The sequence below is a fragment of the Flavobacterium sp. FG19 genome, from assembly GCF_057809475.1.
In genome coordinates this window covers 139,962-153,161 of record NZ_JBMDKA010000007.1, presented here as the reverse complement: position 1 = coordinate 153,161, position 13,200 = coordinate 139,962, and the positions used below count along the sequence as shown (strand labels likewise).

Genomic DNA, 13,200 nt, shown 5'->3' with positions numbered 1-13,200 from the left:
TCAATCTATTTTTTATGAGTATAGGAAATACTAAAGGATCTTTAGAAACTTCTTTTAAGGATACCATTGCCACAGTACAGTTTGGGCATCCGGCGAGTAATTCTTTTCCGCGTGAATTACTAAACCAGTTAACAACTGAAATCAATACATTGAGCCGCGATGAAAAAGTTTCACTTATTATTTTGAAAAGTGAAGGGGTAAAGGCTTTTTGTTCCGGGGCTTCGTTCGATGAACTTTTACAGGTCGAGAATGAAGAACAGGGTAAGGAATTTTTTTCAGGTTTTGCCCATTTGTTAAATGCCATGCGTAATTGCAATAAACTCATCATTGGCCGTGTTCAGGGAAAAGCAGTTGGAGGCGGAGTCGGGATTATTTCGGCTTGTGATTATGTTTTTGGAACTCCTCAAAGTGATATAAAACTGTCTGAGCTGGCCATTGGAATAGGCCCTTTTGTAATTGAGCCCGCTGTATCCCGTAAAATAGGAAAAACAGCAATGACTCAAATGACTTTGGCACCGCATGAATGGAAATCTGCTGAATGGGCTTTTGAAAAAGGACTTTATTCGGTTTTAAGTGATTCGGAGAATCTGGATAAAGAAGTCGAAAGTTTTGCTCAAAAATTAAGTTCTTATAATCCCGAAGCTTTATTTGAAATGAAAAAGATTATTTGGGAAGGAACTGAACAATGGGAATCTCTTTTGTTTGAACGTGCCGCAATTACAGGTAAATTGGTTTTGTCTGATTTTACAAAAAATGCTTTACTTCAGTTTAAAAAATAGTCATGATATAAGTCATTGATTTTGGAGAAATAGCAGCATAATTTTGACAAGAAGCTGCTAACTAAAAAAAGCTTAGAGAGAATTAAAATCTTGGAAAAATCTGCGTTTAAATATAGCGGTAAAGTTTCTATAAACTGGTTAGACTTCAAAGAAGAGTTAGATAGAATAATGCAGCTTAAAAAGATTTTAGAATAATCCAATGAATCCTTTTATCCCGATAGTTGTCGGAAGTGGCTGGAAAAATTAAATACAATTTAAAATGAAACTTATTTCCTTATTCCTAAAAGTTGATATCGCAGAGAAAATTAAAGAGGCTCCGGACAGCGGTTATCAAATTGGCGTTGTCATTGGATCTTTCATTCCGTTTCTGGTTTTGGGCGGACTTGCTTTGTGGATGTATCTTAGGGCTAAAAAAAGAGACAAAAACGGCAATTAATTCGTAAATTTGCAAGCTTAAAATTAAAATCGATGAGTAAAATCAGAATTACAAAACAATTTAGTTTCGAAACCGGGCATGCTTTATACGGTTACGACGGAAAATGCAAGAACGTTCACGGGCACAGTTATAAATTATCGGTAACCGTTATTGGTTCGCCAATTACGGATCGGTCTAATGTGAAGTACGGAATGGTAATCGATTTTTCGGATCTGAAGAAAATTGTAAAAGAAGAAATCGTCGATCAGTTTGACCATGCTACTGTTTTTAATCAGACGACTCCGCATATCGAATTGGCTAATGAATTAAAAAACCGCGGGCACCACGTAATTTTAGTTGATTACCAACCAACAAGTGAAAATATGGTAGTTGATTTTGCAGAAAGAATTAAAAATCGCCTTCCTGCCGGAATTGCTCTTTTTTCCTTAAAACTTCAGGAAACTGAATCTTCGTTTGCCGAATGGTATGCAAGTGATAATGTTTAAAATTCCAAAAAATAAATTCCAAATTCCAACTTTCAAACTAATAAGTCTTAACTTCTAACTTTCCAGATGAAAAAAGTATATTTTGCTTCAGATCAGCATTTTGGCGCGCCGACTCCCGAATTGAGTTTACCGCGTGAAAAGAAATTTACTGCCTGGTTAGATGTGATTAAAGAAGATGCCGAAGCGATTTTTTTGTTAGGCGATTTATTCGATTTTTGGTTTGAATATAAAACAGTAGTGCCAAAAGGTTTTGTACGTGTTTTGGGGAAACTGGCTGAAATTCGCGACAGTGGAATCCCGATTTATTTCTTTGTAGGGAATCATGACTTATGGATGAGCGATTACTTTGAAAAAGAACTGAACATTCCGGTTTATCACGACAACAAAGAATTTACTTTTAACGGGAAAACCTTTTTAATTGGCCATGGCGACGGAAAAGGTCCTGGCGACAAAGGGTACAAACGCATGAAAAAAGTGTTTACCAATCCGTTTTCAAAATGGCTTTTCCGCTGGCTTCATCCGGATGTTGGGGTAAGTTTAGCACAGTATTTATCGGTTAAGAATAAATTGATTTCCGGCGACGAAGATATTAAGTTTTTAGGAGAGGATAAGGAATGGCTGATTTTATATGCCAAACGAAAGTTAGAAACGAAACATTACAACTATTTTGTTTTTGGCCATCGCCATCTGCCTATGATTCGACCTGTAGGCGAAAACTCTGAATATGTAAATCTGGGAGACTGGATTGGTTATTTTACATATGGCGTTTTTGACGGAGATACTTTTAAACTCGAAGAGTTTCAAAAATAACTACTTTTTGTCCTAAGGATAAATCCCTATTCGATGTGTTCTTAAAATATAATTAGACAGCTGTTTACTGTTTGACAGCTGGAATTTAATAGCACCCGATAGTTTTTTCGGCATATGACATTCAATACAATTATCTGCCAGCTGCTTTTCTGATAGGGTCTGCAGTGTTTTTTCAGTATGTTTTAATCCCTGATGGCAGCTCATGCATATTTTAGAATAAGAAGCCATGTTTTTTGAAGCATTTTCATGTGGATTATGACAGGTAATGCAGTCCATTTTGTTACTGTTTACAAAACATTTGCTTTGTGCCATCAGACGAAACTGATTGCCGTGAACATCAAATTGGGTGGTATCATTGATGCTTTTTGTAGCCCTGAAAAAATCAGATAAATTATCTCCGGGTTTAAAATCGAAACGGGATTGCATTTTCATACCGTCATTTCCGCCGTGGCAAAGGGCACAGGCATCCAGTTTTTGCTCTCTGCTTAATGTTTTAAGGCTGGTGATGCTGTTGGCGATTTTTACATTTGGGTTTTTCAGATGAAATTCAACATGTTTTTTGGCCGGGCCATGGCAGCGTTCACAGTCAATTCCGTAAACGATTGTTTTTTTATCAATAACATCTTCCACATCCATAGACATGAAATTTCTCTGATCAGAATTCTGGTTCACCATTCTGCTGCTCGCATTTGAAGCGTGACAGGAATAACAGTCTTTTATAACCATTCGGTCAAAGTAAGGTTTGTCTGCAGGAAATCCGGGACTTGTCGCCCAGTTGTTTATCGAATTGTAATAGGAAAGGGGTAATTCATAAGTATTACGATTCCGCCAATAGACAGAAGTCTGTGCATGCTTGATCCCAAATACAATTTCAAAACGATGTGCTTCTACTTCTTTACCGTTTTTATACAAAACCTGATACAGGCTGTCATTGCGTTTTTCCATGACCAATTTAGTGTTTTGATCATAAATAAAAGTATGATGGCCTTTGTCAAAATCGCCTAAAACATTTTCAGGAAGGGCGGGTGCGGTAGCTTTAAAGTGTGAACTTTGTACAGCCATATTATATTGCACCTGATGGCACTGAACACAGCTTTCAGATCCGGCGTAATCAGTTCCGCGGGGATCGATATATTCGTCAGATTTGTTTGTGCAATTGATAAAGAAAACAGATAAACCAACGAAAATAAAAAGAATGGACATTTTTTTCATTGCTGTAAATATACTTTATTTTGAATACAATCAAAATATATTTCAATAATGAAAAAAAGGTGTTAAAATATTTAGAATGTTTCTAGTTTAATCCCGGTCCGTAGATATATTCATCTAATTCAATTCTGAACAATGAGCCTTCAACAAGATCTTTAATCGATTTTAATTCGGTCATATTTACAGCCAAATCGATGGAATTACAGGGTGTTTTCAATAAAAATTTATGGCAGGAATATTTCATTTCACAAGCTTCGCAGCAGGTGTTTTCAATCATGCTGTCTTCAATCAGGTCACAGAAAAGATTCAGTTCGGCAACCGTAAAATAAAACCCCGTTTCTTTAAAAACCAGCTGTACTTTGTCCAGAAGGGTTTGGCTGTTTTGTTTCCAGTAAAAGGCTATTCCAAAATTATTATGATATATCTGTTCTATTTCTCTCATCGTAAATCCTTTTATTTCAACAAATATAAATATTATTTAAATTAATTCTAAATAAAAAAATCATAAAAAATATATTTTTTTACTGACACATTGTATTCAGATAAAATGTTAAGCTTTGTCCGCTTTTACTCCATCCTGCCAAATTTCGTTCTCTGTAAAAACTGGTTTCTGTTGCAGATGCCGCTGTCGAAATAGAGAAGAATTTACTTTTTTCGTTGTTTTTTACACTTTCAATCCATTGGATGGTTACGGCAATATCTCCCATTTCTTTATTCAGATAAATATCGTAAGGTTTTAAATCAACTGTAAATAATCCGAGTTTGTTGTCCTTAACTTCAAAAATGATATCTTTTTCAATTAAGATTTTCGAAGGCAGGTCATTTTCAACAGTATAAAAATTAAGTCTGAATTTAACCGATTTGAATTCATTGGAAGTAATGTTGAAATTGAAGTCGTTTACCTGACAGTCTTTTTTTATTTTAAATTTCATTCCTCTTTCACGACTCAAATAATCGTCGACAGTTTTGTCTAAAGCAGTAAAAAAATTGAAATGCATAAGTCCTAATCCTTTTGAACTTCTTCCAAATTGTTTCGGTTTGGGCTGCCTGAATTTTACAACTACTTCTTTTAAAATACTTTCGGAAGGGATCATTTCTATAATATTCCCGTCCGATTTTAATTGATCAACCAATATCTTTTTAGTTTCAAAGCCAATGTGAGAAAAATGAATAGTGTCTTTAGAACTCACTTTTTCATTAAGTGTTACAACAAATTTTCCTTTTTTATTCGAAACCGTACCAACATTTTTATTGGCAATTCCAATGTTTACGTATTCTAAAGGGGAGTTGTTTTGAAAATCTTTTATTTCGCCGGAAATACGGTTTTCCTGTGCGTAAAATTCAAAAGATAAAAAAAGAAAGAGTAGAGCAGCAGTATATTTCATTCCATTATTTTTTTAATAAAGAAATGAAATAAGATTAAATCAGAATTCTATTTTAGCCAATTTTTAACATTTGAAATGAATTCATTCTGCTGATCTACAAATAAATAATGAGAGCAGTTGTCCAGAAAAGCAAAGTGATCTGGACCAGCAATATCTTTAATAGATTTGATTTGTGCCAATGAAAAAATGCCATCCTGTTTTCCGTAAATGGCAAAAACAGGAACACCCGCGGTTTTAATTTTCTTTAAGAAAGGTCTGCTGTCAATGTTGTTTTGTTTTTCGTTTTGATAGAAAAGCAGCGGCGCATTCTGGTTTCGGATATTCGTCTTGTAAAATGCGCCGGCTTCATAATCGGCGTATAATTTTTTAGATGCAGGAGTTGGATTTGGCATTTTGAAAAAGTTGTTTTCTCCTGCCAGTTCAAAACATTTTTTTCGGTATCCGGCTGAATTTTTATCCAGATTTTCTACCGTATTTATTCTTTGTAATTGTTCAGGATTACTGCTGTATTTATTTTTTAATGTATCCAGAATATGATCGTAAGTTTCCTGCTGTGAAAACAAAGCTCCGGCCAAAACCAAAGCGCTTACCTTCTGCGGATATTTATTAGCAAAAAAAGCGGCCACTAAACCGCCAAAACTATGGCTGAGTAAAACAGCTTTCTTTAAATGATATTTTGTATAAATTGAATTTAAGTCCTGAATAGCTTCTTCATAAGTGAATTTTGCATCAGGATCTGCAGATCTTCCTTCGCCGCGTCTGTCATAAGCAATAACATAAAATCCCTGGTCAGCGAGATTTTGCGCTGTAGTTCCTTCAAACAATGTGGCGTTACCACTTGGCCCTCCGTGAATGAAAATCACTGGTTTATTCTTCTGATTACCGTAAGTTTTAATATAAAGATTTTGTCCGTTTGCGAAAAAGGATACCAATAAAATAAAAGGGAAGAATAATGATTTCATTTATTCCAAATTGCGATGATCGTCCATATCTCTTTGAAGATCTAAATTTCTAAAGGTTGGTGATGCAAATCCAAAACCTAAAACAGTCAGAAGTGTAACACTTCCTCCAAAGATTACAGAGGTAACCGTTCCCATTAGTTTTGCAGTTGCCCCGCTTTCAAAAGCACCTAATTCATTTGAAGATCCAACAAAAATTGAATTTACAGCGCCAACTCGTCCGCGCATGTGATCAGGAGTTTTAAGCTGTAGAATGGTCTGGCGGATGACTACCGAAATTCCATCGGCCAATCCGCTTAAAAATAAAGCGAAAACAGAAAGCCAGAATGAGGTTGAGAAGCCAAACAGAATAATAGATAATCCAAAAACAAAAATGGCAGCCAAAAGTTTTTTACCAGCATTTTTATACAAAGGAATATAGGCTGAAACAATCATAGTGATAAAAGCTCCAACAGCGGGAGCAGCTCTTAAGATTCCAAAACCTTCAGAACCTACTTTTAGGATGTCCTGCGCAAAAACAGGAAGTAATGCTACAGCGCCACCAAAAAGTACAGCAATCATATCAAGAGACAATGCACCAAGTACAATTTTGTTTCTGAATACAAATGTCAAACCTTCGGTTAAACTGTCTTTTATGGATTCACCAATCTTCGGATTTATAATTGGTTTTGCACTGATCTGGGATAAAGCAATTAAAGAAAGAATAGAAAATCCGAAAACCAGACACATTGACCAGTGAACACCAATCCAGTTAATTGAAAAACCAGCTAATGCAGGACCCATAACAGCTCCAATCTGCCAAACGGTACTACTCCAGGTTGCGGCATTTGGATATGCTTTTTTAGGAATGATAAGAGATAAAAGAGCAAAAATAGTTGGGCCGAGAAAAGCACGAACTAGTCCGCCAAAAAATACTAAAGCGTAGATAGAATAAAGAACAACATGTGAAGACCAGCCGCTCACGACTTTAGGCCAGGTCAGTAAAAATAGTCCAAAACTAATTACAGAAAAGCCCAAAATACATTTTACCAATAAACCTTTCTTTTCTTTTTGGTCTACAATATGACCGGCAAATAAAGCCATACCTACCGCAGGAATAACTTCCATTAAACCAATAATCCCTAAAGAAAGCGGATTCTTGGTTAAACTATAAACTTCCCATTCGATGACAATAAACTGCATCGACCAGGCAAAAACCATGGCAAAACGCAATAATAAAAATACGTTGAATTCTTTGTAACGAAGTGCCTGATACGGGTCAGGTTTATTAGATTTCTCTTCCATTAGTTCTAATGTCTTTCAGTATAAGTTGTGTTGAAACAGTACCGTTCCATTCATTTTCGGCTATGTGATAAGCGAGCTGAAACGGATTTTGATTTTGTGCTATGTTTAGTTTTTTTCCGAGTCCGAATCCTATAGCGGCGATTCCGTCGGAGTTATTTTGTTTTACAAAAAGTCTTAAATGTTCTTCTTCCGCACCCAGAGTTTTGGCATAACCAGTATCTTTTGTATCTGATGTCATGAAAACCGGAGTCATGTTTTGGGGGCCAAACGGTTCGAACTGTTTTAAAATCCGCATGAATTTGGGCGTAATAGCCGTAAAATCTATTTCGGCGTCAATTTCAATTTCCGGAGTCCGCATTTCGGGCAGAATGGTGGCTTCGACCTGTTTTTCAAAAGCTTCTTTAAAAGCCTGATAGTTTTCGGCTTTCAGTGTCATTCCGGCCGCATACATATGGCCTCCAAATTGTTCGAGATGCTGGGAGCAGGCGTCCAGTGCATTGTAAACATCAAATCCTTTAACAGATCTTGCAGAAGCCGCATATTTGTCACCGCTTTTGGTAAAAACCAAAGTTGGGCGATAATAGGTTTCAATTAGTCTTGAAGCTACAATTCCAATAACCCCTTTGTGCCAGTCTTCCTGAAAAACAACAGTTGAAAAACGCTGTTCTTCCTTGTTTTCGATAATCTGCTGAAAAGCTTCTTTGGTGATTTTTTTATCCAGATCTTTTCGGTCGGCGTTGTATTGTTCAATTTCTGAGGCAAATTGCTGTGCCTGTTCAAAATCAAATTCGGTTAACAGTTCAACGGCATGGTTACCATGTTTGATTCGCCCGGCTGCATTGATTCGCGGCGAAATAATAAAAACGACATCGGTAATGTCTAAAACTTTCTTTTTTACCTGATGTACCAAAGCTTTAATTCCAGGTCTTGGTTCGCTGTTGATTACTTTCAATCCGAAATAAGCCAGAACACGATTTTCACCTGTAATCGGAACAATATCGGCAGCAATTGCTGTAGCAACCAAATCCAGATAGGGAACTAAATCTTCTATCGTTTCATTTCGATTTTGACCTAAAGCCTGAATTAGTTTAAAACCAACTCCGCAGCCGCATAATTCATCGTAAGGATAGGAACAGTCTTCTCTTTTTGGATCTAGAATGGCAACGGCATCCGGTAGAAATTCTCCTGGTCTGTGGTGGTCACAAACAATAAAATCGATGTTTTTTGCTTTTGCATAAGCAATATGATCAATGGATTTAATACCGCAGTCTAAAGCGATGATTAAAGAAAATCCGTTGTCATCGGCAAAGTCAATTCCTTTGTAAGAGATCCCGTAGCCTTCATCATAACGATCCGGAATATAAGTGGCAATATTAGGATAATGTGATTTTAAATAGGAGGAAACCAAAGAAACCGCAGTGGTTCCATCGACATCATAGTCACCAAAAACCAAAATGTTTTCCTGATTTTCAATAGCCTGTTCGATTCTGGCAACGGCCTTGTCCATATCTTTCATTAAATACGGATCATGAAGATGTTCTAATGACGGGCGAAAGAAATTTTTGGCTTCTTCAAAAGTTTCAATACCCCGTTGAATCAAAAGTACCGCTACAAAATCTTCTACATTTAAAGCGTTTGCTAAATGTTTGATTTTTTCATCAGAAGGTTTTGGTTTTAATGTCCAACGCATGGGTTGATTTTAGATTTTAGATTTTAGATTGCAGATGCCTGAAATCGTTTAATCTGATTGGTAATTTTTTTTTTAGCCACAGATTAAAAGGATTTAAAAGATTATTTTTTGCCATGAATTCCGCGAATTTCCACTAATTTAATTTGTGAAAATTTGTGTAATTACTTCGCCTGTTCGCTATAGCTCGGCTCGTGGCAACTTTCATATTAATCTGTGTTAATCTTTTTAATCTGTGGCGGAATATTCGGTTTCAACTTTGTCAAAGTTTTTAAGTTTTAGATTGCAGGCTTAGTAAAATCCACAATCTGAATTCTAAAATATATTATTTCGCTTCTAAAGCATTTCCTTCAAACTGAATCCCGTCCCAGCCTAAGTTGATGAAATTTCGAATGTTTTGGTGATTTGTTCCGTCTGGATCTCCTAAAACTTCTTCAAAATAAAAGGCCCCAAAACAAGCCAAAGTTTCCTCTTTGCTTAAGTTTTGCAGTTTGGCGAAAGAAAACAATTTGCAGGAACCTGAATTTTCTCCGGCAGCATTGTGCTGTGTTCCGTTTTGAAAAGCGGTTGGTGTAAAGTTGTAATTTTCTTCGATTACGGCAATAGTTTCAGGAAATGTGATTTGAGTTGGAGTTTGTTTTACTTTTTCTAAAAAGGCTTGAATGCTCATGACTATGGTTTGATTTTTTTGCCACAGATTGAAAGGATTAAAAGGATCTTTTTTGCTACTAATTGCAAGAATTTTTACTAATTCAATTCGTGATAATTTGTGTAATTAGTGGCTAACTTTTTTATTAATCTGTGTTAATCTTTTTAATCTGTGGCTAACATTATTTTTATTCTTCTTCGTCCTTAGAAAACTTACTTTTCTTAGGTTCTTTTGTTATGGTTTTTCCGGCAACGACCACAACGATTTCTCCTCTGGGTGCTGTCTTTTCAAAATGTGCTAAAACTTCTTTTGCTGTTCCGCGGACATTTTCTTCATGCAATTTTGATAATTCTCTCGAAACGCAGACTTGTCGGTCTTCTCCAAAATACTGTATAAATTCACTTAAAGTCTTAACGAGTTTATGTGGAGAAACGTATAAAATCATCGTTCGGGTTTCTTCGGCCAAAGCCAGAAATCGGGTCTGGCGTCCTTTTTTATCAGGCAGAAAACCTTCAAAAACAAATTTGTCGTTTGGGAGTCCGCTGTTTACCAATGCCGGAACAAAAGCGGTGGCACCCGGAAGACATTCTACTTCAATATTATTTTCTACGCAGGCTCTCGTTAGTAAAAAACCGGGATCGGAAATGGCCGGAGTTCCGGCATCTGAAATTAAAGCGATGGTTTCACCTGCTTTTAAGCGTGCAATTAAATTCTCAGTAGTTTTGTGCTCATTGTGCATATGATGGCTGTGCATGTGCGTGCCAATTTCAAAATGTTTTAAGAGCTTTCCGCTTGTGCGGGTGTCTTCGGCCAAAATCAGATCGACTTCTTTCAAAACCCGAATGGCTCTGAAAGTCATGTCTTCAAGATTGCCAATCGGCGTTGGAACGATATATAATTTTGACATAGTTTTTTATGTTATAACACTAATTTCACAGATTAGCACAAATTTTTAATGTTTATAAAATTCCACAAAGAAAAAATCCGTGTAAATTTGTATTTATTTTTTTAAGCGAATTTCTTCTCGATAATTCCCAAAAAGCGCTCTGCATAATCGTCTTTTCCTTCCCAGTTGTTGTAATCCGGTTTTACCATAGTTTCGATAAACTCTTTTACTTCGGCATAAGAATCAAAAGTCATGAGCTGGTTTAAAACACGGCTGTAATCTTCTGTACTGTTTCCAAAAAGGTTTTTAGTAAAAGCGATGCGGTCATTAAGGTCAATATGAAAACCTCTTGACAGTTTTTCATTTAAAGAAACGGGTTTGCTCTCTTTTGATGTTTCCGTAACCGGACTTGCGATATCTTTTTTGATAGTATGAAGTGACTGCGAAACCGGTTCAGCGTTTTCTACTTTCACAAATTGTGCATCGGCATAGTTAATTCCGAAATCTTCAAAAGCAATTGGAACAGGTGTTGATCTGGATTCTGTTTTGGACTCTTCTTTTACTTCTTCTTTGATTTCGGTAAGGTCTAATTCGAAGGCCGGTTTAAAATCAGGAATTGGTTTTAATTCACTTACAGTAGTAAACGAAAGTTCTTCAACTGTATTTTCAGGTTCTTCTGTTTTTTTGACTTCTGCAGTAATTTCCGGTTCAGGTATTACTGCTGTAACTGGTTTTTCTATAGCATCGTCAGCAGGAGTTTCGATAATTTCTTCAGCGGATTCCGGAATTATTTCGGGAGGTGTTTCAACAGTTGGTTCTTCTATAACCGGATCAGAAATAATGTCTTCAGTTTTAATTTCTTCAGCAGCAGTTTGAGGCTCTGTTATCGTTTCGGCAGGAGCAGTTTCTTTTTCAAAAACAGTTTCAATCCGGGCTGTAATTTCGCTGTGGTTTACGGTTGGTTTTACTTCGTCGAAATTTTCATCAACAAATTTTAAAATCGCTAATTTTTCATATAATTTCTGAGTTTCAATATATAATTGATTGATATCGGATTTGTTCTTAAGTTTTAAAATTCGATGTGCAATGCTGATTAAATCAGCTTCCAATTTTTTTTTCATAACTGTTGAAATTATAGTGAATATGGTATTTTAGTATATTTAATGCCTGAATGTCTTTAATCTGAAATAAATCTGAAAGATATTTTAAAGATGTTTTTAATTTCTGTTAATAAGCGTTTGCCAATCTCCGGTTTGATAAAATTTTTCTACTTTTGAAAAAATGTAAAACAACACATTTTTACGTCGATTTATTACCAGTACAAAGTAATAAAAACTATTCATTTTTAAAGGCAGAAAAATACAAAATGTTTCTCGAAAATACCGTAAACCACAAAGAACAATTTGGGTGGATTGAAGTTATTTGTGGATCAATGTTTTCGGGTAAAACCGAAGAATTAATCCGCAGGCTAAAGCGTGCGCAGTTTGCCAAACAAAGAGTTGAAATTTTCAAACCCGCTATCGATACCCGTTATCATGATGAAATGGTCGTGTCTCACGATGCTAATGAAATTCGTTCGACACCAGTTCCGGCAGCAGCTAATATTTTAATTTTAGCACAGGGCTGTGATGTAATCGGAATTGATGAAGCACAGTTTTTTGATGATGAGATTATCACAGTCTGCAACGATTTGGCTAATCAGGGAATACGGGTAATTGTTGCCGGTTTAGATATGGATTTTAAAGGAAATCCGTTTGGTCCAATGCCCGGACTGATGGCAACTGCTGAATATGTAACCAAAGTGCATGCGGTTTGTACCAGAACCGGTAATCTGGCCAATTACAGTTTCAGAAAAACCGATAATGACAAACTGGTCATGCTGGGGGAAACCGAAGAATACGAGCCTCTAAGCCGTGCAGCGTATTTTAAGGCAATGAAAAAAAATCAGGAAAAGTAATTTGCTGTTTTAAATCTTGTTAAGTAAACAAAACATGAGAAAATCGAATATTTTATTGTTGGTTATTATAGGAATTGCACTTGCAACGGCAGTTTATTTTCAATTTTTCCTTACCGAAGAAGCAGAAGAAACAAATACCGAAATAACAGAATTAGTCGCAAAATATAATAAAAACTGTCCGCTGACCATTCAGGAAGGCATTCGTTTAGACAGTGTCAGCTTAACTGAAGAAAGAACGGTTCAGTACAATTTGACTTTGATGAATGTAGTACAAGAAACTGCAGAAACGGATGTAATTAAGGAAGAAATTGAAAAGAGTCTATTAAGTACTGCAAAATCAAATCCAGGACTTCAGGTTTTTAGAGATAATGACTATACGCTGAATTATAGTTATAGTGATAGAAAGAAAGTATTTTTATTTGATGTGAAGTTATTACCGGATCAGTATAAGTAATTAACCCTTTCGATATATTTATCAAGCCCTACGGTTTTTAAAACCTGTGGGGCTTTTTTTTAAGTTGTGAAAAATGTTTTTGAAAATAAAATGGGCGATTTAAGCTTGTTTCAGGCATTTTGTAGTTTTTCGTCGACATTGGTTTTATGTTTTTAGAACAATTTATTAATGTATTTGTACTTGCTTGATGTTCTTTTTCATAGTATAAAGCTCTATCGTG

At 35.9% G+C, this 13,200-nt stretch carries 15 protein-coding genes; 6 read left to right on the top strand and 9 right to left on the bottom strand.

Features of this window, described 5'->3' with window-relative positions; all coding sequences use genetic code 11:
• The first annotated feature begins 14 nt into the window (after window positions 1–14).
• From ACODST_RS09390 to ACODST_RS09375, 4 genes are all read left to right on the top strand, one after another.
• Entirely contained in the window at window positions 15–779 is a 765-nt protein-coding gene (locus ACODST_RS09390; RefSeq protein ID WP_488931855.1) for an enoyl-CoA hydratase/isomerase family protein, read from the top strand.
• Window positions 780–1,038: 259 nt separating this feature from the next.
• Window positions 1,039–1,215, top strand: coding sequence for a hypothetical protein (locus tag ACODST_RS09385; protein WP_488931854.1), 177 nt, complete (start codon window positions 1,039–1,041; stop codon window positions 1,213–1,215).
• 32 nt (window positions 1,216–1,247) lie between these two features.
• Window positions 1,248–1,700, top strand: a complete 453-nt coding sequence (locus ACODST_RS09380) for a 6-pyruvoyl trahydropterin synthase family protein (protein WP_488931853.1) — start codon at window positions 1,248–1,250, stop codon at window positions 1,698–1,700.
• A gap of 66 nt (window positions 1,701–1,766) precedes the next feature.
• Window positions 1,767–2,510 (top strand): UDP-2,3-diacylglucosamine diphosphatase, encoded by a 744-nt coding sequence (locus ACODST_RS09375; RefSeq protein WP_488931852.1) that lies wholly within the window; start codon window positions 1,767–1,769, stop codon window positions 2,508–2,510.
• 12 nt (window positions 2,511–2,522) lie between these two features.
• On the opposite strand, the gene ACODST_RS09370 is transcribed toward ACODST_RS09375, so the two are convergent.
• The 9 genes from ACODST_RS09370 to ACODST_RS09330 form a co-directional block, all read right to left on the bottom strand.
• Window positions 2,523–3,722, bottom strand: a complete 1,200-nt coding sequence (locus ACODST_RS09370) for a cytochrome c3 family protein (RefSeq protein ID WP_488931851.1) — start codon at window positions 3,720–3,722, stop codon at window positions 2,523–2,525.
• 82 nt (window positions 3,723–3,804) lie between these two features.
• Window positions 3,805–4,161 (bottom strand): hypothetical protein, encoded by a 357-nt coding sequence (locus ACODST_RS09365; RefSeq protein ID WP_488931850.1) that lies wholly within the window; start codon window positions 4,159–4,161, stop codon window positions 3,805–3,807.
• Between the two features lie 79 nt (window positions 4,162–4,240).
• Entirely contained in the window at window positions 4,241–5,104 is an 864-nt protein-coding gene (locus ACODST_RS09360; RefSeq protein ID WP_488931849.1) for a carboxypeptidase-like regulatory domain-containing protein, read from the bottom strand.
• Between the two features lie 47 nt (window positions 5,105–5,151).
• Window positions 5,152–6,066, bottom strand: a complete 915-nt coding sequence (locus tag ACODST_RS09355; RefSeq protein ID WP_488931848.1) for an alpha/beta fold hydrolase — start codon at window positions 6,064–6,066, stop codon at window positions 5,152–5,154.
• Window positions 6,067–7,347, bottom strand: a complete 1,281-nt coding sequence (locus ACODST_RS09350) for an MFS transporter (RefSeq protein ID WP_488931847.1) — start codon at window positions 7,345–7,347, stop codon at window positions 6,067–6,069.
• A complete protein-coding gene (gene recJ / locus ACODST_RS09345) occupies window positions 7,331–9,037 on the bottom strand; it encodes a single-stranded-DNA-specific exonuclease RecJ (protein WP_488931846.1) in 1,707 nt (568 codons plus the stop codon). The genes ACODST_RS09350 and recJ overlap by 17 nt, the downstream gene beginning before the upstream one ends.
• 322 nt (window positions 9,038–9,359) lie before the next feature.
• Window positions 9,360–9,704, bottom strand: a complete 345-nt coding sequence (locus tag ACODST_RS09340) for a HopJ type III effector protein (RefSeq protein WP_488931845.1) — start codon at window positions 9,702–9,704, stop codon at window positions 9,360–9,362.
• Window positions 9,705–9,870: 166 nt separating this feature from the next.
• Window positions 9,871–10,590 carry a 16S rRNA (cytidine(1402)-2'-O)-methyltransferase gene (gene rsmI / locus ACODST_RS09335; RefSeq protein ID WP_488931844.1) on the bottom strand — a complete coding sequence of 240 codons (720 nt, stop codon included), beginning with the start codon at window positions 10,588–10,590 and terminating at the stop codon, window positions 9,871–9,873.
• A 101-nt stretch (window positions 10,591–10,691) separates the two neighbouring features.
• The gene (locus tag ACODST_RS09330) at window positions 10,692–11,690 is read right to left on the bottom strand and encodes a DUF8457 domain-containing protein (RefSeq protein ID WP_488931843.1); all 999 of its coding nucleotides are present in this window, start codon (window positions 11,688–11,690) and stop codon (window positions 10,692–10,694) included.
• 245 nt (window positions 11,691–11,935) lie between these two features.
• Here ACODST_RS09330 and ACODST_RS09325 point away from each other — a divergent pair, with 245 nt between their 5' ends.
• Both ACODST_RS09325 and ACODST_RS09320 read left to right on the top strand, forming a co-directional pair.
• Window positions 11,936–12,526, top strand: coding sequence for a thymidine kinase (locus tag ACODST_RS09325; RefSeq protein ID WP_260673092.1), 591 nt, complete (start codon window positions 11,936–11,938; stop codon window positions 12,524–12,526).
• 34 nt (window positions 12,527–12,560) lie between these two features.
• Entirely contained in the window at window positions 12,561–12,980 is a 420-nt protein-coding gene (locus ACODST_RS09320) for a hypothetical protein (protein WP_488931842.1), read from the top strand.
• The last annotated feature ends 220 nt before the right edge of the window (window positions 12,981–13,200 follow it).